This is a genomic window from Ensifer sp. Root423 (assembly GCF_001426275.1).
GTDB classification, from domain to species: Bacteria; Pseudomonadota; Alphaproteobacteria; order Rhizobiales; family Rhizobiaceae; genus Ensifer; species Ensifer adhaerens.
Genome location: NZ_LMEG01000046.1, coordinates 14,558 through 34,731 on the forward strand (window position 1 = coordinate 14,558; position 20,174 = coordinate 34,731).

Annotated in this window: 14 protein-coding genes and 1 pseudogene; 8 read left to right on the plus strand and 7 right to left on the minus strand. The window is 59.2% G+C overall.

The annotated features are described in order from the left end of the window. Position 1: 1 nt before the first annotated feature. From ASD01_RS32230 to ASD01_RS32250, 5 genes are read right to left on the minus strand one after another with little or no spacing between them, the layout of a single operon-like run. Positions 2-1,777 (minus strand): Na(+)/H(+) antiporter subunit D, encoded by a 1,776-nt coding sequence (locus ASD01_RS32230; protein WP_060644872.1) that lies wholly within the window; start codon positions 1,775-1,777, stop codon positions 2-4. Further along, the gene (locus ASD01_RS32235; RefSeq protein WP_060644873.1) at positions 1,770-2,024 is read right to left on the minus strand and encodes a hypothetical protein; all 255 of its coding nucleotides are present in this window, start codon (positions 2,022-2,024) and stop codon (positions 1,770-1,772) included. The genes ASD01_RS32230 and ASD01_RS32235 overlap by 8 nt, the downstream gene beginning before the upstream one ends. Next, positions 2,021-3,484: a monovalent cation/H+ antiporter subunit D family protein gene (locus ASD01_RS32240; protein ID WP_060644874.1), complete on the minus strand. Its 1,464-nt coding sequence runs from the start codon at positions 3,482-3,484 to the stop codon at positions 2,021-2,023. Before ASD01_RS32240 ends, ASD01_RS32235 begins: the two co-directional genes overlap by 4 nt. A 4-nt stretch (positions 3,485-3,488) precedes the next feature. Further along, entirely contained in the window at positions 3,489-3,791 is a 303-nt protein-coding gene (gene nuoK / locus ASD01_RS32245) for an NADH-quinone oxidoreductase subunit NuoK (RefSeq protein ID WP_029742540.1), read from the minus strand. Continuing rightward, positions 3,791-4,291, minus strand: a complete 501-nt coding sequence (locus ASD01_RS32250; RefSeq protein WP_029742539.1) for an NADH-quinone oxidoreductase subunit J family protein — start codon at positions 4,289-4,291, stop codon at positions 3,791-3,793. Before ASD01_RS32250 ends, nuoK begins: the two co-directional genes overlap by 1 nt. Before the next feature lie 329 nt (positions 4,292-4,620). Between ASD01_RS32250 and ASD01_RS32255 the strand changes: the two genes are divergently transcribed. Further along, positions 4,621-6,417, plus strand: coding sequence for a caspase family protein (locus ASD01_RS32255; RefSeq protein ID WP_082584716.1), 1,797 nt, complete (start codon positions 4,621-4,623; stop codon positions 6,415-6,417). A 205-nt stretch (positions 6,418-6,622) separates the two neighbouring features. On the opposite strand, the gene ASD01_RS32260 is transcribed toward ASD01_RS32255, so the two are convergent. After that, complete coding sequence (locus ASD01_RS32260; RefSeq protein ID WP_060644876.1) at positions 6,623-8,113, minus strand: amidase; 1,491 nt, start codon at positions 8,111-8,113, stop codon at positions 6,623-6,625. 118 nt (positions 8,114-8,231) lie between these two features. On the opposite strand from ASD01_RS32260, the pseudogene ASD01_RS37070 reads away from it, so the two are divergent. From ASD01_RS37070 to ASD01_RS32280, 4 genes and pseudogenes are all read left to right on the plus strand, one after another. Continuing rightward, a pseudogene (locus ASD01_RS37070) lies at positions 8,232-8,597 on the plus strand (LysR family substrate-binding domain-containing protein); the annotation flags it as partial. A 112-nt stretch (positions 8,598-8,709) separates the two neighbouring features. Next, positions 8,710-9,723, plus strand: coding sequence for a heparin lyase I family protein (locus ASD01_RS32270; protein WP_029742533.1), 1,014 nt, complete (start codon positions 8,710-8,712; stop codon positions 9,721-9,723). Between the two features lie 122 nt (positions 9,724-9,845). Then, positions 9,846-10,997, plus strand: a complete 1,152-nt coding sequence (locus ASD01_RS32275; protein WP_029742531.1) for a serine hydrolase domain-containing protein — start codon at positions 9,846-9,848, stop codon at positions 10,995-10,997. A 42-nt stretch (positions 10,998-11,039) separates the two neighbouring features. Beyond that, complete coding sequence (locus tag ASD01_RS32280; RefSeq protein ID WP_060644878.1) at positions 11,040-12,548, plus strand: gluzincin family metallopeptidase; 1,509 nt, start codon at positions 11,040-11,042, stop codon at positions 12,546-12,548. Between the two features lie 244 nt (positions 12,549-12,792). Here the strand turns inward: ASD01_RS32280 and ASD01_RS32285 are convergent, their stop codons facing one another. Beyond that, positions 12,793-15,957 (minus strand): AAA family ATPase, encoded by a 3,165-nt coding sequence (locus ASD01_RS32285; protein WP_034796799.1) that lies wholly within the window; start codon positions 15,955-15,957, stop codon positions 12,793-12,795. Between the two features lie 398 nt (positions 15,958-16,355). Here ASD01_RS32285 and ASD01_RS32290 point away from each other — a divergent pair, with 398 nt between their 5' ends. The 3 genes from ASD01_RS32290 (at position 16,356) to ASD01_RS35090 (ending at position 20,105) form a co-directional block, all read left to right on the plus strand. Continuing rightward, positions 16,356-16,778 (plus strand): hypothetical protein, encoded by a 423-nt coding sequence (locus ASD01_RS32290; protein ID WP_234798847.1) that lies wholly within the window; start codon positions 16,356-16,358, stop codon positions 16,776-16,778. Between the two features lie 34 nt (positions 16,779-16,812). Beyond that, on the plus strand, positions 16,813-18,693 hold the full coding sequence (locus tag ASD01_RS32295) for a hypothetical protein (RefSeq protein WP_060644993.1): 1,881 nt from the start codon (positions 16,813-16,815) through the stop codon (positions 18,691-18,693). Positions 18,694-18,968: 275 nt separating this feature from the next. Beyond that, on the plus strand, positions 18,969-20,105 hold the full coding sequence (locus tag ASD01_RS35090) for a heparin lyase I family protein (protein ID WP_244495320.1): 1,137 nt from the start codon (positions 18,969-18,971) through the stop codon (positions 20,103-20,105). Positions 20,106-20,174 lie beyond the last annotated feature (69 nt).

A 20,174-nucleotide genomic window follows, 5' to 3' on the forward strand; every position in this document is an offset into this window, starting at 1 on the left:
CCTACTGCCACACGACGGCAAAAACAGTGATCGCCGCGATCACGCCGGCGATCATCGCCAGCGCGTAGTGGGTGACCATGCCGGTCTGCAACCGCCGCAACGCGCCGCCGCCAACAAGGATGGCGCGGGCAAGCCCGTTCACCGCGGCATCGACGCCGTTGATATCCACCCGCAGGCCGGCGCGCGCCGTCCCGTGCAATAACGGCAGGACCACAGAGTCTGACACATTGCTCACTGCCTTTTCGTATCGCGCCAGCGGTTTCTCGGCGAGCCACAGGAAGGCTCGCGCACCCTTGCGGTAGAACCAGTCCGTATCGATGCTGATGGTATTTTCCGGTTCGAGCGCTTTCAGGAAGAGCACGAAGCCCAGTGCGGTAAACATCAGCACGCTGAGGCTCTCGGTGACATGCGCGCCCGTATAGGGCTCGAAGGCGACCGGATAGGGAAGGAGCGCATAGAGCGGTCCCGGGAAGACGCCAATCGCGATGCAAAGCAGTGCCGCCATACCCATCGCAACCAGCATGTTACTGGGGGGCTCGCGCGCCTCCAGCTTTCGATCAGGCCCGAAAAACATGTAGTAGGGCAGCTTGAGGCCCGTGTGCAGGAACGTGCCTGCCGATGCCATCGTGAGTACCAGAACCACGAGTGCCCTGTGATCCTGACCGGCGGCGGCGATCACCATCGACTTGGTGACGAAACCCGAGAAGAACGGAAAGGCTGAGATCGCGAAAGCGCCAACCATATAGAGGGCAACCGTCAGCGGCATGGTTTTGTAGAGCCCACCGAGCTCGGTCAGTTTCCGCCGTCCGGTGACCTCAATCACCGCCCCTGCGCCCATGAAGAGAAGCGCCTTGTAAAGGATGTGTGCGAAGGCGTGGCTGGTGGCTCCGTTTACCGCCATTTCAGTGCCGATCCCGATGCCCGCCACCATGTAACCCACCTGGCTGACGATGTGATAGGCGAGAAGCCGCCGACAGTCGTTTTCCAACACCGCGTAGATGACGCCATAGAGTGCCATCACAGCACCGAGCCAGACGAGAAGCTCGGTGCCTGGGAATGCGCGCGCCAGCACGTAGACGGCCGTCTTGGTGGTGAAGGCGCTCATGAATACCGCGCCTGTGACGGTCGCTTCGGGATAGGCGTCCGTCAGCCAGGCGTTCAGCGGCGGCACCGCAGCATTCAGCAAAAAGCCCGCAAGGATCAGATAGCCGCCCATATCCGTTGGTCCCGCGGCACCGCCTCCGGCGATCGGGCCGAAGAGCAATGAACCGGCGCCGGACCCGTGGAGCACGATGCCACCAAGCAGAGCGACGCCGCCCGTGACGTGCACCATCAGATAGCGGAAAGCCGCACGGATCGCGCGTTCGCCCCCTTGCGCGAAGACCAGATAGGCCGAGGCAAACGCCATGCCCTCCCAGAAGAGGTAGAGGGTCAGATAGTCACCGGCAAACACCACACCCAGCGCGCTGCCGACATAGACGAAGGCCGCCACATGCTGACCTGCCCGCGGCAGATGCAGCGCGTAAACCATGCCGATCAGCGCCATGATGGTGAAGACGGTGGCAAAGACGATGCTGAGCTTGTCGACCTTTGCAAACAGGATTTCCTGCCCGAAGACGCGCGCCGCGCCATAACTGCCTGGCTCCATCGTCAACACTGCGACGATGGCGAGAGCAGGAACGAGCACCAGAAAGACCTTGCGGACCGATCCCTTCAGGAACGGGATTGGCACGGCGCCGAGAATGAACAGGATGCCGGGATGGACGAAGTCAATCATAGTAGTCCTCGCGCCGCATGAGGCCGACTTGGTGGCCGAGGAATTTTGAGACGAAAATGATGAGCACGCAGGAGCCGAAACCATAAGCCGCCGACCAGCCGGGCAAGCGGTCCCACAGATATTCGGCGTGTTCGCGCGGAACCAGGAAATCGGCGGCGACGATCAGGACGAGCACGAGATAGAACAACCGGCGACGAGACCACGCATAGCGCTCGTCGCCAAAGAAATCGACGATGTGCCTGATCATCTGACCACTCCTTCCGCCAAGGCGATGAAATAGCCGGGGAAGATGCCCATCAGCACCGACAGGGCAGCGGTCGCCAACAGTGGGATCGTTACCAGCGGAATTTCCCGGACAGGTTCTGCCTCTCCCGGCGCCTCTGTTCCGAAAAAGGCGATATAGCTCACCGGCAGGAAGTAGGCGGCGTTGAGGACCGAGCTTGCCAGGAGGACGACGAGGAAAGCCATCTCGCCTGCCTCGACCGAGCCGAGCGCCAGATACCACTTGCTGACGAAGCCTGCAGTTGGCGGCACGCCGATCATGCTGAGCGACGCGACGAAGAAGGCTCCCATGGTCCAGGGCAGCCGGCGGCCGATGCCGGCCATGTCGCTGATGTTTCGTTTTCCCGAGGCGCAGTAGATCGATCCGGCGCAGAAGAAGAGCGTGATCTTGGAGAAGGCGTGCACGGCGATATGAATGATGCCGCCGATCATCGCGACCGGAGACAAAAGCACAGCACCCAGCACCACGTAGGAGAGTTGACTCACTGTTGAATAGGCAAGCCGCGCCTTCAGGTCGTCCCGGGTCAGGGCATAGATCGACGCCATGAGGATGGTGAAGGAGACGAGATAGGCCGTTGCGATGCCGAGCCCCAGCCTTGCGACCAGATCCACGCCAAAGACATCGAACACCAACCGCAACACGCAAAACACGCCCATCTTGACCACGGCCACTGCATGCAAGAGCGCGCTCACCGGCGTCGGTGCAACCATTGCGGCGGGCAGCCAGGCGTGCACCGGCATCACGGCGGCCTTGGCGAAGCCGAAAAGGTAGCAGAAATAGACAACCGTCAGCAGCGGCGCCGAGGCATCCACTTTCGCCAGCAGGCCCCCGGGCACAAAGTCGAGCGATCCGGCAATCTGATAGGTCAGCGCCAGCGCGGCAAGAAGCACGCTTTTCGATGCGCCCATCAGGTAGACGAGATACTTTCGGCTGCCTGCCCAGGCTTCTTCATCCTCGTGGTGGTAGACGAGCGGATAGGTCACGAGGCTCAGAACCTCGTAGAAGATCACCAGTGTGAACAGATTGGCTGCGAAGGCACCCCCGACGGCGGCGGCGAGACTGGCGGCGAAGCAGGCGAAGAAGCGGGTCTGCGCGTGCTCGTTCAAGTGCCGCATGTAGCCGATGGAATAGACCGCTGCGACGATCCAGAGCAGCGAGGAAACGGTTGCAAACACCATGCCGAGCGCATCGACACGGAAAGCGAAGGCGATGCCCGGCAGGATCTCGAACAGGCGGAGATCGAGCGTACCACCCGAAAGCACCGTGGGTGCCATCGAGATGACGATCGCGAACATGACGACCGCGGCAAGCGGCGAGACGGCGTCCCGGATTTTGTCGTGCTTGTTCAAGAGGAGAACTGCCAGTGCCGCCAGTCCTGCGACGGCGACGGCAAGTAGCGGCCGGATTGATAGCACCGGATCCAAGCCGCTATCCTTTCATCGTCGTCACGTCGTCGATCTTGAGGGTGGGCTTGTTCCTCACGAGGGCGACCAGAATGCCGAGGGCGACGGCAACTTCCGCCGCGGTGATGGCGATGACGAAGATCGCGACGATCTGCCCGCGAAAGTCACCGTAGTACCGTCCAAAGGCGATGAAATTGATGTTGACCGAGTTGAGCATAAGCTCCAGCGACATCAGCACGACCAGGATGTTGCGCCTCAGCAGCACACCCGCGGCTCCGATCACGAAGAGGATCACGGCGAGCGAAATGTACCACCAGAGCGGAACCATCACCCGGTCTCCTTCCGGGCGAGCACAATGGCACCAACGAGTGCCGCCAGAAGGATGATCGAGGCGACTTCGAACGGCAGGAGATAATCAGCGAAAAGGACCGTGCTCAGCTGCCTCACCTGGTCACCGGCGCGCGACGCGGCGGGCTCAACCGCCGAAAAACGGCCGCTCCAGAGCACAAGCGCAAGCATCTCGACCCCAAGCAGGACGAGAAGGGTCAGTGCGGGCAGATTTCGCCCGGGCACAAAACGCTGCAGTACCGCTTCGCGCACGTCGATCATCATGATCACGAACAGGAAGAGGACCATGATGGCGCCGACATAGACGAAGATCTGAACGACTGCCAGCAGTGGTGCTTCAAGCAGGACAAAGATTGCCGAGATCTGCAGGAAACACGCCATCAGCGCCAATGCGCTATGAACAGGGTTCCGTGCCAGGACGACTGTAAGGGCGGTAACTACGGCCCCCGCAGCAAACAGAAGGAAGAACCCCTGGCCCATGACGCAGCCTCTCCCGCGCGAACTATTCCGCGGCGCTTGATGGCCGGAATTCAGAGAGCGCCGCAGTTTCAGTTGCGTTTATAAATTGTGCCCCAAGGAACGGTTTTTCACAAGAATATTGTCTGCAACTTAGTTGAATGAGGCCTGATAGGTCGTCAATGCGATCCTTTTGGCGAGCCGCATGCGGGTGCTTGCCCAAACAACATCAATTGCTAATATGCAATATCGGGTAGCAGCCAATTGAAACGAATACCCAGTCCGTCGGTTGCGGGGAATATTCAAATATCAAACGTTCGATTCTGTGACGGCCTTAGGGAGAGGCGAGCACGATGCGAATGTGGTTTCCATGGTTATCCTTGCTTGCACTCACTCTGATCGCGTCCACTGATGCGTTTGCGGCCGAAAGCGGTCGACGCCTGGCGCTCGTCATTGGAAACTCGACATACGAAGCCGCCGGGTCGCTTCCGAACGCGTCGCGCGACGCGAGGTCGTTCGGCGCGTTCCTCTCCTCCCAAGGATTTGATGCTGACATTGTTATCGACGCGGACCGCAGCCGGTTGGCCGAAGCGGTCGCGCGCTTTTCGCGCAGAATAGCTGCCAACGACGTAGCACTTTTTTACTATGCCGGACACGGCATGCAGCTTCGCGGCGAAAACTACCTGGTCGCCACCAACGCCAAGCTTGCCAACGAGTTCGACGTTCATGCCGAGACCCTCGCGCTTGCCGATGTGGTGCGCGCGATCGAGACGAAGGCAAAGATCGCGCTCGTCTTTCTGGACGCCTGCCGCAACAATCCGCTTGCCAACCGCCTCAACGAAGAAATCGAAGGTGCAACCCGAAGCCTTGCGACGCGGGGACTGGCCCCGATTGAGACGGAAAGTGCCGGCACCTTGGTCGCCTTTGCAGCGGCACCCGGGCAAATCGCATCTGACGGACGCGGCGAGAATTCGCCATTCACTCAGGCGCTCGTCAGCCACCTGGCGAGCCCAGGCCTTGAGATTGGGACAGCCTTCAAGCGGGTCATCCGCGATGTGAGAGAGGCAACCGCCGGCAAGCAATCGCCGCAGATCCTGTCTTCGCTCTCGCTCGAATTTTACTTCGGGCCCGCCTTGCAACAATCGGAGCAGGCACCCGTTGCCGCCCCGGTGACAGATCCGAAAACTGTAGCGGCCGAGGCAGACTTTCAGAAAGCACTGCGGGTGAACACTGCACGTATCTGGGCGTTCTTTCTCGCAAAACATCGCGATGGCGAAAGCGCCGATGTCGCCCGACAAATGCTGGCGGTGATGGAACCTGACGCGGCTTCTTCCCCGTCCTCGTCAACGCCGCAGGAACGCGAGAACGAACTTGTCCCTGACAAAGCCAAGCGAACCGAGATCCAGCTGGCCCTTGCCGCGAAGGGCTATGACACGGGAAGTGCCGACGGAGTGTTCGGTGCGCAGACCCGAAGGGCCATAAACGACTACCAGAAATCCGCTGGACTTACGGAAACGGGCTATTTTGGTGAATCGACCGCCAAGTCGCTTGGCATCAATGTGGTCAGTGCTGCTGACGGTCTTTATTCTTCGCCCAAAGCGCGGCGGTATCTACCGAAGGATTTTGTCGGCCTAGAAACCGATCAGCGCGTCTGGAAGGCCATTGACTGCGACCCGTGGCAGGACAAGGTCTACGGCTCGTTCAGGGGCCACATGTACCTGGTGATACAGGCGCAATGGGGAACATGGAACTCGGCGAATACGGCCGCGAAGCGCTGTGGTGGTCACCTCGCCACAATCGGTTCGAAGGAGGAGAATGATTTCATAACTTCGCTGATCAGCAAGGAAGATCGCTTTTTCTTCATCAACTTCAACGATGGGTATTCTCACAAATTCGGCCCCTGGATCGGGTTGGTCCAAGATGAAGGCGGTCGCGAACCCAGGGCCGGCTGGCGTTGGGTCACCGGTGAGGCACTGACATTCACAAAGTGGCTGGAAGGTTCACCGAACGAAGACAACCCAGGCGATGACGTCGGCATGTACTTCGTGGGTATTGAAGGAAAGCACGACATGAAGTCGGTGCGGCTGGAGACTTGGGCGGATATGCCATCAACGGATTCCACCCACAGTTTCGTCATCGAATTCGATTGATTGCAACGCCTCGCATAGTCGCTCTGTGCGCTACGGCGCCGCGTGTCGCTAAAAGGCAGCGTTCAACTGTTTGGGCAACAGAGAAATTCCTTGGAAAAACGATATCTAGCCTCTTGGCCGCACTTGCTGTTGGCAGAAGTGCTCCAGACGATACATCATGCGATTTTACGCGCCTCCGATCTCCGTCGAGCGGTCGTGTCCTCCTTCACCTGCAAAGAGGCGGTTTTCGGTCAGACCAGGGTCGCGCCCGTTCAAGCTCGCCAGCGAGTTGGAACAATGTCGCCTCATCGCCGAAGCGGCCGACGAAATGCGTGCCGATCGGCAAACCGCCGTCCGTCCAGAAAAGCGGGACCGACATTGCAGGCTGTCCGGTCACGTTGAACACCGGCGTCCAAGGCATGAAGGCGAACGTGTCTGCGGCAAGTCGTTCGGCAATCCCAAGCTTTCGAAGCAACCAACCGGCCTTGGCGCGGCCGATCGCACGGATGATCGTCTTCTCATGACGGGAAGGCTGGAGCGTCCCGATCGGCGGGGGCAAGCGTGAAAGCACTGGCGTCATGAGTGCGTCATGGGTCTCGAAGAAGGAACTGACGCCGCGCGCTGCCAGCTTGAGGTAGCGCAGGGCCTTTGCAAGATCGCTTGCGGAGAAAGCCTGTCCCAGCAGGCCCATGCCAATCGTGGAAGCGTCGAAGTCCTCGACCCTGATCGGGACACCGGCCGCTTTGGCCGCGTCCTCCATCTCCACGCGCAGTTCCGCGGCAAGCACGGTGAGAAATGATAGTGAGAATGCCTCCGCATCGACTTGGGGTGCTACCTCGACGATCTCGTGACCAAGTTCGGAGAGCAGCTTCGTCGCGTCAGCAAATGCGGCAAGGACCTCCGGTTCGACTTTACCACCGAGCATCGGCGCTGAGGAAACCGCGATACGTAGTTTTCGGGGCGGCCCTCTGACGGCATCGAGGAATGAGCCCGAGGAGGGCGACAGATAGTGCGGCGCACCCACGTCGGGTCCCTGCACATAGTCGAGCAAAGCGGCCGAGTCGCGCACCGACCGGGTCAGTACATGCTCGACGGCAAAACCCGCCCAAGGCTCTCCGATATAGGGGCCAGACGGGGTGCGGCCGCGCGTTGGTTTCATCCCAAACACCCCACAGGCCGATGCCGGGATCCGGATCGAGCCGCCACCGTCACCCCCAGAGGCGAGCGGCACGATGCGAGCTGCGACTGCCGCTCCTGAACCGCCGCTGGAGCCGCCCGGCGTGCGCTCGAGGTCCCATGGGTTCCGAGCCGGGCCGAAGGTTTCGGATTCTGTATAAGGCGTCAGCCCGAACTCAGGGGTGTTGGTCTTGCCGAGGATGATCAACCCTGCCTTCTTCCAGCGCTTCACGATTTCGGAATCGCCGCCGGCGGCAAGCTTCGCCCAATGGCGGTTGCCATGAGATGTGGGCACACCCTCTACCGCGGACAGAAGGTCTTTCATCAGAAATGGAACGCCTGCGAAAGGCGCACTGACATCCACAGTGGATGCTGCGCTCCGGGCCTGTTCGAGCAAGGTGAGAACAACGGCGTTGAGAGCCGGATTTCGAGTTTCGATCCTTGCGATTGCTGTCTCTACCAGCTCAAGAGCTGACACGCCCCCGGCCTTCACCAGTTCCGCCAATCCGAAACCATCCAGATCGTCGTACTCAACCAGCATGGACTTCCCCTCGAGTTCCGCTTGAGATTCTATTCTGAAAAGCCCGGTTCGAGAAAGCCCGGGTTTCTCTCGCCAACCAAGCAGTCTATCGAGCATGCCGAAGCGCCTGGCCGGAGGAAAGATCGGAACCGTCTATCCAGCGACAATAGGGGTGTTGCCAGCGTTTCTATCGCGTATCGGCCGTAAGTTTCCCGATGTGGTGCTTCATGTGACGCGCGGCTCGACCAGCGACATCATTCGCGGACTGGAGAACGGCCAGATAAATCTCGGCTTCATCCGTCCGGTCGAAAACATCGGGTCCTTGCGCTTCTTTTCGATCGCGCACGAGCGCTATCTGCTGGCGGTCGAAAAGACGAGCGCACTTGCGGTTCGAAGCGAGATCGACATCGAGGACCTTCGCTCCGAGAAGATCATCGCCTTTTCCCGTCAGAACCTCTCCTATTCGGAGCGCTATTTCTCCCAGATGTTCGAGACCCATGGCCTTCCTCAGTGCGGAGCAGCACAAAATGTAGTTGCATGCCGGGAATTCCCGCCTCGACAAGTTGCGTGTTTTAACGCATGCTCATGGAAAATTTCAACTGGCATTGGGGACACAGATGCGGTTGATTGTTTTATCAGCGTTATTCGGAGCCACGTTTTCGGTTTCATACGCAACCGATTTTTCGGAAGACTTTGCCGCTGGCAGTGTCGGTAAGAGTTGGTGTGGTTGCCAGATTGACCAAAACCGGCCGGTGACCTTCGGTTCTGACCCCCAAGAGGTTGGCGACAAGCACGCACAGATTACGGTTGATCCGTCGATAGCGGACAATGAATGCGAAAAAAGCGAGCAAATTAAGTGTAATGCTGCAACCAGTGGCGCCAAGACCGCAATAAGCGGGTCAACCTTTCAACACGACGAAGATTTCCCGGATGACCTCGGGCCGTCCTTCATCGAGGGGTTATCGGATTACACCATCCTCAAATCCGGCACCCCGGCCATTCAACGCCAGGAATTGCGTCTCGTAAAAAATCTGGAACATGACAGTGCGGACGCACATGAGTATGTGATTACTTTCCGCATTTCGAAGCCCGATACCACCATCAGGACGCGCTGGATTACGGCTCAGTGGAAACAGGAGCCGCTCCCATCATATGGCGTCGGCTGGAGCCCCAGTCCGTTTCTCGCCCAGCGTTATGACGGCGGCGTGCTCTATGTCACTGTTCAGGATGAAAACTGCAGGTGTCTGATCGCATCCGCCAAGGCTCCCAATCAAACTTTCAAATGGGAGAAAGGAGCACTGTCCAAATGCAAGGTGACCTACCCTAAGAAGAATGAGGGTCATGCGTGTACCAGTGCGCTCGTCGCCCGTTATGGAAAGAACCCGTGGCTGGACGCGCCTTCATCTGGGTGGACGGAGATGCGCTATCTCATCAAAGCAGGAAGAGAGAAGCGCGACTTCATTGAAGTCTATCAGGACGGTCGGTTCATCGTGCGGGTATCCGGGAAGATTGGCTACGTGCCGAAGCCGGGCACGAAGATCAAGACGAAATTCAAGATCGGACACTACCGGGACTACATGCCCAGCACGGACGTACTTGAGGTCGATTCGGTGAGGGTGTCGCCCAGATGAGAGGACTTACTTCGCGCCGCGCATGTTCGCTTGCGCTGTCAGCAGCCTTACTCCTATGCGCTATCCTTGTAAGCGGCACTCGATCTGCAGCAGCCACTGAGAACGACAAAATACATCGTCCAATGTCAGCTTCCTCCTTTGCGCGCGGAGCGGAAATCAAACAGGTCTCATTCGAGTGCGACGTCACGCCATCTAAACGATGTGATCTAAACACGTTTGTGCAGTACGCACGCGTGTGCGCTTTGCTAGTGGTGCAGAAAGGCAGCCTCCTCCTGGAATACTTCAATCGCGACGATGGCTTCTGCCCCGAAAGGGGGGCGATCAATGAGCCGACCCGACGCTACGGCATCGCTTCGGTAACAAAGGCGATTACCTCAACCTTGATCGGACATGCGATCGCCACTCGCTACGGGGCAAGAACGCGCGACGATTTCAGGCGGATCTTGAAGATGCCTGTAGGTAGGTTTGTGGAGCGAATGCACGTTCCTCCCCCAAGCGCGTACGCAAACGTGCCATTGCAAGACGTTTTACGCATGCGCTCCGGAGTCCGTTGGAATGAGTTGGGCTGGCACGGGCTGTTCTCCGATGCGAACCAGTTCAGTCTAGATGTGCGAAACCTCAAGATGAACGTTCGGGACTTCGCGAGGCGCTATCGAGCGCGAAATGAGGACGGCGACGAGAGCTTCAACTACTCGGCTCTGGATGCGGCGGTCGTCGCCCTCGTTGCGGAGCGCATGGTGGCCCCATCCTCCCTCACTGATTTCCTCGCGAAAGGCATCTGGTCCGCCATAGGCGCACAAGGCGACGCGTCGTGGGGCGTTGACGGGGACGGAACTGCGATCGGACCATGCTGCTTCAAAGCCGAAGCCGGCGATCTCGCACGATTTGGCGTGTTCGTTCTGAACAAAGGAAGAGTGGGCCGTAGTCAAATTGTTCCGGAGGCATGGTTCGATATAGCAACCAGAACAAACACAGTCGACGACGACGCGATCGACCTCGAGAACCGCTATCAGAACATCGGGTGCCCTTTGGAGTACCGATACTTCTGGTGGCGACGACGCGGACACTCGGACTTCACTGCGATCGGTCGGGACGGCCAGTTCGTCCACGTCTACCCGGACAGCGGGACCGTTGTCGTCCAAATTAGCGATTGGAGGGCTTGGAGCAATGGATCAGCAAGAGAGTGCCTGACCTTCAGGGCACACGACGCTTTGGTGCGCGCTGCTGTGAAGGCGCAAGAAGTGCCTCACACCGCTTCTACTTCGCCGAACTAGTTATCGTTCAATCACGTGCAACGTTTGGGAAAGGGCATCCGCATGTCTCAAGCGCTCAGGAAATCCAAAAGAGCTCCGACGACGCCGGCAACCGCCACCGCGAAAACCAAGGCCACAAACACGAATGTATCTTCCCCCGCGCCCACCGGAACGGTGGGCTCGTGGGAGGACGATCCTGAAACGGCTGTAGGTCTGACGGTACCAACACCGGATCTTTCCAAGCTTCCCCTTGCGTTCTCGTTCCCAACGGGGGGGCCGCCGCCTGCCGTATACGCACACGGAACGTACGAGTTCCGTTACTGGGCGACCGCGGCCGCGTTGAGGCGAGGCGCCGATTATTGGGCGCAACGGGTACCGCTGACGCAATGGCAAGGGGGACCGAGCCTCAACGTCGTGCTCGACAATGGATTCGAGCTAGACGCCAACTACAATCGTACTGGGTTGAACTTCTTCCACGGTCCGGGTGTGACTGGAACGGTCTTCACCTGCGAAAGCCCCGACGTAAGCTGTCACGAGGTAGGCCACGCTGTGCTTGACGCTTTCATGCCCGAGCTATGGGGCGTCGCCAGCACGGAGATCGCGGCCTTTCATGAGTCCTTCGGCGACATCAGCGCCTTGATGTCGGCCATCCAGATTCCATCGCTGCGGACCGCTGTCCTCGCCGTCAGTGACGGAAACCTGTACACGACGTCGCGTCTCTCAAGGCTCGCGGAGCAGCTCGGAAGCGCTCTCCGCGCGCAGGATCCAGGCCTGGCTGAGGCGGACTGCCTGCGCAGTGCGGTCAACTCGTTCAATTATCAGGACCCTATGACGCTCCCGAGTGCAGCGCCCCTGTCGCAGCTTTCGTCGAAGCCGCACTCCTTCTCGCGTATATTCACGGGCGCCTTCTTCGAGATTCTCGGGGTTTCGCTCGCTGCGAAGGCGGCCAATCCGGGGGCACCAACCGAGACAGAGTTTCTTGCCGTTGCCGACGACCTCGCCGGATTTCTCGTTCAAGGTTTGAAGTGGTCGTCACCAGTTGTCACCAACTGCTACGCCCAAGTCGCTGCAGGTATGGTGATCGCGGCTCAGGCAGACCCGACCTATTCGTCGATCGCCAGGGGCGTGTTCGTGGGAAGAAGCATCCTTTCCCTGCAATCCGCGTCCTCGCTGCCAATGATGGCTAAGGTCAAATCGCTCACCGCCCCTGCGAAATCGGCTATGGCCGAGCGAGTGCCCCTACCGATGGTCGGGCTACCGGCATCCCAGTATGGCATCGACGGCGTGCTCTTCGTGGAGGCCGCGGCCGAGCCGCGCGAATTTGACGTGACGTCCGCCGGCTTCAATGCCGAGCCAATCGCACCCCAGAGCGGAACTGCGGCGGCGAAGGCCTTCGTCGACGACCTCTTCATGAGTGGCCAGATCGACTACGGCACGGTCGTCGACCCGGAGCGCCGTCTGGTGCGCAACCACAAGACAAAAACCCACGCACTCGTCAAGATCGACGGGGGCGCGCGCCTTGAGCGCCGACTTTTCAACTGCGGCCTCTGCGCGCGCGGCACCTGCCACTAGAAAGAAACAATCGGGTGGTGCAGTAGGAAACCCGCGAGACCAAACGGTCGTCGTGCCCATGACGAGCCATCCAACGCATTCGCCCAAGGGCGCGTCGATTGGGGAAATGGCACCGCTCACACCCGACGGAAAGATTGCGCAGCGCGCCGCCACATCATCGTCGCCAGGACCCACGAGGCGCTGCCAATTGGCAAGTGGTCAGTCAGCGGCGGTACGGGCACACCGTACCCCAATTCTGCGTCTTCTATCTTGGCGGGTCAGACGAAAGCAAATCAAGTGACTGCTTGGCTCTCGCCTCCCATGCCTTGGCCCCCTGATCGCTTGCGAAAGAAATCGCCTCCTCAAACAATCTCTTGGCGTCCGCGGTCCGACCCGTTTGCCTCAGCAATTCTCCTCTTAAACGAAGCAGCTCAGGCATGTAGTAGTGCTCGCCGGTACGTCCTGCGAGATCCAATCCCTGGTCAAGCGCAGCCGCTGCCTCGCCAATCCGTCCCATTCGAAGATAGCTATCTGTAAGTACGCCCAGATAGCATGTCTTATCGACCTCCTGATCACCCATGTTGTCGCAAATGTGCTTCATCTGTGCGAGGCCGGAAGCGTCCTGGCTGCTTGCGGCCTTGACCCACCCGGAAAAAAACGAAGCGAAGTTGAGCCAAAGCTGGAACCCGTTGCGTGTCGCGAGTGGCACGAGTTCGTCCACCAGCCGCGCGAGCGTCGCAACGTCCTGGCGAAGAGACATCAGTATGCAACCGTTTCCCAGATACGCAGCGAGCCGGTAGTCAGCTTGTCCGCGGGTCTCCATTTCAGCCGCTTGGAACAATTCCATGGCCGCGTCGGCCTCCCCAAGTATTTGCAGCGTCCACGAGAGATAGAGCATCGACATGCTTGGAAAGTCACTTCCGACCTCATGGGCATGTTCGCGGTACTCGAGAGCCTCCAGCAACACCTCTCGCGCCTGTGGAAACCTGCCGCGTGCGAAAGCGCACATTCCCCCGAACTGCAGCCCGAGTACAAGGGCCTTGATATTGGTATCCCTACGGCCAATCTCCTTGAGCTGGTTGCTCGCCCATTCCGCGTCAGAGAACCGGGCGGAGTTGAACGAAGTTCCAAACAGGCCATCCAGTGCCCGGATAGCCGCCTCCGAATCCCCTGTAGCCTCGCTCAGTCGCATAACGTTCCGGTACGCGTCGCTGCCGTCCCCGGTCATGTATCCGTATGCAGCGTAAAGGACGTCGCCCCTTTCGAGTTCGAGGGTCAGTTCCTTGCAGTCGCGTACCCTCGACGGCGGCATTTTTCCGACACATTCGATCCCCTTCGAGAACATGTTCGCAGCCTCGACCTTCGCCCACGTCGCCCCAAGCTTCCTACCCGCCCTAAGCCAGTATTCGGCAGCGCGCTCAAACTGCGTTGCCGCATGGTAATGCTGGGCGAGGATCTCGGGATGTTCCACGACCGTCCTCGGTTGGACTACCTCGATCGCCTCGGCGACAAGGGCATGAAGCTCCCGCCGCCGATCCCGGAGCAAGGCCCCCTGGGCGGCCTCCTGTAACAAGCTGTGAGAGAAGGAGTAACGGGGCCAGTTGCCGAAGGGCTGCGGTGCGACGAGCCCTACCGCGACAAGGCGTTCAATCTGCGGCCGCAACACCTCGCTCGAGAGACCGACAACATGAGCGAGCGTCTTCAGGTCGAATTCCCGGCCGATCACAGCCGCAGTCTGCGCGACTGCCTTGACCGCGCCGAGCTTATCCAGACGAGACATGAGCGCGGACTGGAGCGAGATGGGGACGGCTACGTCGCTCTCCGACTTCGTCTCGGACGGTTCGGACGAATGGGCAGCAAGCATAAGGGCCGACCGGGCGAGTTCCTCCAGATAGAGGGGAACCCCTTCGGCTTTGCTGAGAAGCGTCGAGATGACGCCGGAAGACAGATGGTCCCCTTCCACGACATGCTGGACGAACTCGCCAGCCTCCTCCCGGGAGAACCGCTCTAGAGCAAGGTGCACAGTGACTACTTTGTCGAACTCGGCCCTCGTCCGGCTTTCTCGCGAGGTCACCAGCAGGAACACCGGAAACTGCTCAACGCCGTAGGCGAGCGTCTGGAGGAACTTGCCGGAGGAAGGATCGATCCATTGTTCATCTTCCACAAAGAGCATCAAGGGGCCGGCGCTCGCCAATTGCCGAAGCCAGTCCAAAAACACTTGGCTGATCGCGGTCTCCTGTTCGGACGCGGCAAGCCTAGACGGCTCGTAATCCGGTTCAACCGCCAGAAGCCGTGTGAAGATCGGGTACGAGATCGACAAGGGGACGGTACTAGCCGACAGAGCGGACCGCAGCCTCTCAGATGGCATCGGCGTGTCCTCTGTAATGCCAACCTCCTGCTTCAGCAGTCTCAAGAACGGAAAAAGCGCGCTGTTGGTGAAGGCAGGGCCGCACTGCGCAACGAGCGCCTTCGATCCGGGAAAGCTTCTGCCAACCTCATAGAGCAGGCGCGATTTACCGATCCCCGGCTCTCCGCTTATAAATGCGATCCGCCCGTTGCCGTCAGCTCGCACGGCGTCCCAAAGGGTCCCGACTGCCTGCAACTCACTCTTTCTCCCCACCAGCGGCGTCGCTCGGAGTCCCCCCGCAAAGCGGTATTGCCTCGCAATCGGCTTGAGGGCGCGCCGGATGTGAATGGGACCACTAAAGCCCTTCAGGGTTTTCCCGCCGACATCGGCGTACTCCACGGCGCCAGCCGTTGTTTGGTAGGTGTTCTCATCGACATAGATGCCGTTCGGTTCGGCAATCGCCTGAAGGCGGTGCGCGAGATTCGGGACATGCCCGAACGCCACCGTTGAAATCCCGGCAGGCGCACCCTCAATATCGCCGACGACGACCAGACCGCTTGCAACCCCTATCCTCACGCTCAGTCGCGAACCGTCCGGCGTCTCCATCTGTGGCACGGTTGTCACGATGTCGAGCGCCAACTGTATCGCGCGCTCGGCATCGTTCTCCTCCGCCGCAGGGAAGCCGAACAGGACCTGCAGCGCGTCACCGACATAGTTGGCAACGAACCCCCCGTGCGACCTTGCAAGCCCGCTGCAACGCGAAAGGAATGTCTGTGTGAGCTGGCTGAAGTCCTCAGGGTCGAGCCTGGAGGCATACTCGGTCGAGCCGACCATATCGCCCACCAGGATCGTCAGCTGCCGCCGTTCGACTGGAGTCCGATACCCCCCGGACTGCCGCGCAGAATTGCCGAGCGCAGCGATCGCTGCAAGCAGCTTGCGGCGGGGCCCCAAGGGGACGCCGAGTTCGCGCAAATCCTGATCAGAAAGCAGCGCAAGCGTGTCAAAGTCGATTTGTGCGTCGACGAATTTGTCCGCCAAATGCGGCAACCCGATCTCGGCCAGCCATGTGGTGACGTCGTTCATCGCGGGCCCACCCAGTTGAAATAGAGGAGTAACTCAACTTGCGCATTTCTTAAGTTCAAGCTACTCTCCTAACCAATGCCATTCAACAATTTGAGTTTATTCTAGGCGCGTCCACATGGTGTGGCCGCGTATACTTGCAGTGCTGCGAGAGCGATTGGTGCGGTCCGTTCGTAGTGCATGGTATGGAATGGCGTAGTGAACGGCCCGGACCCCTCGACGGCAGCACAGGAGGGGTCAATGTGAAAGAATGTAAGTTTTACGGGGCTGTAGCCCTTCTCTCGTTACTTGCGGCCTCGCCTGCATTCGCGGCCAACGAATGCCCCGGGGCAAGTCAGATGCCTTGGAGGGATTACCGCGGCGGGTCATTGGTCGCGCCCACGCCGGAGGAGCGGCGCGACGTGATAGACCTGCTCTCCCAGTATGCGTGGACGATGGACAACCGCGATTTCAACGGGCTGGCCGCTTTGTTTGTTGACACGGGACAGTACTTCCACTGCGACCCGGGCAATGTGAATGCCGTGCTTGCCGTTTCGGCAGGGTCGCTGGCCAAGCAATTCCAAACAATGTTCGCGAACCTTGCCGCCACGAACTCCAGCGCCACTCGAGTGCTTAGCAGCATCCTGATTGGGAAGAGAGACGACGGTACCTTCGAGGTTGCCTTGACGATCCAGGTGACCATTGAGACGATCGGGGTCAGCGCGGCGCAACTTGACTACACGGCCAGGCTATACGCGACGATCAAGAAGGACGGCGATTTGATGAAGTTCGTTATCCTCAAGGTCGCCCCCTCCCAGTCCGGGATTCAGGCCAGCGCACGTTGATCATCTGTGAAGGCCGCAAATGAGGGAAGGAAACGTGAGGCGCCTCGTCCATCTTGCCGCGGCGATTGCGGTGGCTGTCTTTCTGCTGGTTGCCTGGGAGATCGACGCTCTTCGAGAACTGCGCGCTAGGCCGATCCAGGAAGCAGGCCGCTTCTCAGCTCCTGACGCAAAAGCCGCAACAGTCGTTGCGCAGACCGTGTCGTCGTACGACCTTCTTCTTCGGTGGAACGGCGACGTGTTGTGGGCCCCGGCGACGGCGAGCACCGATCCGGTGACCAAATTCGGCGACGAGGCCAGATCGGTGTTCGGCCCCATACCGGACGGCGTCTGCACGGGGCCGAACTCCAGATCGGTCGGTGTCGAGGTTGACGGAAACGCTGTAAGGCTGGAACCGAACCTCTCCAAGGCAGGCGCTCCGCTCGAATTTGTGCACCGTGACGTCGAAGGACGACTAGTGAAGTGGACGACTGTCGTCGACCGCTGTGACAAGCCTTCGCTCGCCGGGGACGTGACTTTCTGTGCAATGAACTCGCGGGTCGGGCGGATCACGCGCAACCATGTGCAGTGGCTGTTCCTCTGCCGGAAATCGTCCGAGAGCCTGGAAATCGAGGCGGATTCCTACTGGACGGAGACGGATCCACGGTTCTCCCGCTACAGCGCGATCGGGTTCAACGATGTCACGGGTGAAATCGCATTCCTCGACGGCCGGAAGGACCGCTCCGTGTTCAACTGGAGGGACCGCTTCCCCCCACCCGGAGGGACGTCGTACGGCGACGTTGGCGGGCGGCGAGCTGCTGAAGAACTATACGACGGCAGTGCGAAGGTCGATTGCGTAGTCTGTCATGACAACAAGAAACCCACCGTCATCGATCCGCACATGCAACAGGCGAGGGTCGGCTATTTCGAGAGCAGGCACGATCGGCGGGCCGTGTTCGGCATGGGTAACTTCCTTCCTGGCCGCGTTTCGAGGCAGGAGCTGCCGTTTCGCGTGATTGGTTCAGGATACGCGGCCGCCCATGCCGGCACGCTGCTTGGCGCCAAGTCCTTCTTGATAGACGGCCATCCGTGCTCGGACTGCCACAGCCTTACGACGCTGGAGTCGGGGCGCCGCTTTGCCGCCGACGCCACTGGGAAGACGCCTGTCATCACGAGCGCGACGGTGATGCAGAACGCGGCCCTCTTCGCGCAGAAGATAGCTCTCGGGCTCGTGCAGAACCACAGGACCGAATGGGCCTCCGCCTCTGGAGCGGGCCGGATCAGCCCCTGGATGGTACCCGAACATGGTGGCAATCTGTGGAGAGGCGTCCGCACACTCAATGAAGAAGACTGGTTGCGCCTTAGCCAATGCGCATGGGGCCTCGGAGAAGCAGAATGTGGATACAAGCCGCTGTTCACGCAGTGCCCGCCCCCCGGCGGCGGCGGGGATACCTTCGTGCCGGTGGACTTTTCGGCCGATGTCCACTCCCAACCCGCCGCTGCGAGTGGTGCGCGAATGATCTTGCGCCTTTCATGGAAGTACCTGAACGGCTACGGCTACGTACCGGCCCGCGACGACGTACGTTTCAACGTGGCATTCGAGACGACCGACGTGCCTTTGGTCCGCGGACCACCGACTCAGCACGAATACCCAACGATCGACGAGGGGAAAGGAAAGGACTTTGTCGCAGAAGCAGGAGGCGTCGGCCGCTCTGGATCTGCGACGCTCCTCAAAGACGTTTCCTTCGTCGGGCATAAAAAATGGACAGATCCCCTGCCCTCCAACGTCGCTCGATTGTATTCGGTGGATATCCCGGCGGCATGCGGGAAGCGGTATCTGTTCAGGATCCTGCCCAAGCGTTTCTGCTTCGACAATTCGGGTGAACGGTTCAGTGAAACTGAACACCTTTTCTATAAGGATATGTATTGCGGAAAATAGACCAGAAAAGGAGATAGCCGCGTTGTTTCCTCCGCCCTGGAAATCACACGAAGGATCGTTCACTCCGTTTGGCAGCGACGGCTTACAGTTATATTCTACGATACACTCTCAATCATAGCCGGCCATTATATAGCATCGATATCGTTGGCGTACGACAATATGGGTCTGACCAAAATAACCCTTGCTGAATACTTATATGAACCTCCATTATAGAAAGCGAAATTATCAGGCGGACGGTTCGAAAGATCGCTTATTGCGTCAACAGAAAACGTGACTTGGGTCCTGACGATATGGTCAAGTATTTCATTCTTTCGCTCTCAATGCTCGGCATTTCATCTGTTTGTTCGTCATGCATCAAAACACTCTCGGACGACTTTTCCCAACTGGAACCGTCATCAATCTGGTTTGTCTGCCATCGGGACGAAAATAGTTTCTCTTTCGGGAAAGTCCCTGGTGAGGCAAGAACAGCTATGACTGCGACGGTGAGGCCGAGAGTCGGCATTCAAGCCTTTGCTCCGGCAGCAACCCATTCCGGTTGCCGTGATGCCGACGGCAATTACGAGCCTGACGGCCGGAACGAGCGGGCTGAACTCTGGGAAGAGGACAGCGTTTGGCTGCCGTTGGGAACAGATATTTGGTACCGCTTCGACATGTATGTGGATGACAGTGTCGTCCCGGGAGCGGACCGAACGGTGATTGGTCAGTGGAAACAAACAAGCGGTCCACTGGATGCCAGTCCTGTGCTGGCTCAGCGTTTTACCAATCGCACGTTTACGATCACCATTGAGCAGGACAATGATCGACCTGGCCGAAATCCAGCTGATGCTCAATGCCGTATTCTCGTAGCGACCGAAGCATCGTCATCAGATGAGATTGGACATGGCGGTGAACACGACGTGCTTGCGCCACCGTCGTCCGTCCCGGAAAAATCGACCGTCTTATCGATAGGACACGCTTCAGACTCGATACGCTACGACCCGATCAGAGGATTCAGCAAGGCAGTGGATTGCACGATCGACGATATATCCATTACGACCTTTCATCCTCTCCCCGAGGTTTTCGGAACATGGACCACGATGGTGTATCACGTGCGCTTTCTTCCTGACCACAACGGGCTCGTGGAAGTGTGGGCAAATGGAAAAGCGATTGCGCGCGCGGCTGGCAGAATCGGGTTCCGTCCAACCACTCCGCGCAGCAGACAATACTTCAAATTTGGCCCTTACCGAAATCATGCCTCCTATGAGACCACCTCCCGTTTAGCACACTACATCAGGAGCACGCGCCGGGAAGACGTCGACCCGCAAGGTCTGTTGACCCCCACTATGGCCGCCAAGGATGCCAGAAGAGATCGCGGCGTCGAACGATTACCCAAACCGTTGCGACGGCGCGAAATGCAAGATACGATCCGATAGCTGCCGGTATCATCGGCCAGGCTGCGAACACCCGACCTAGGTTGAGCTGATCAACGCTTACGCTTGCCA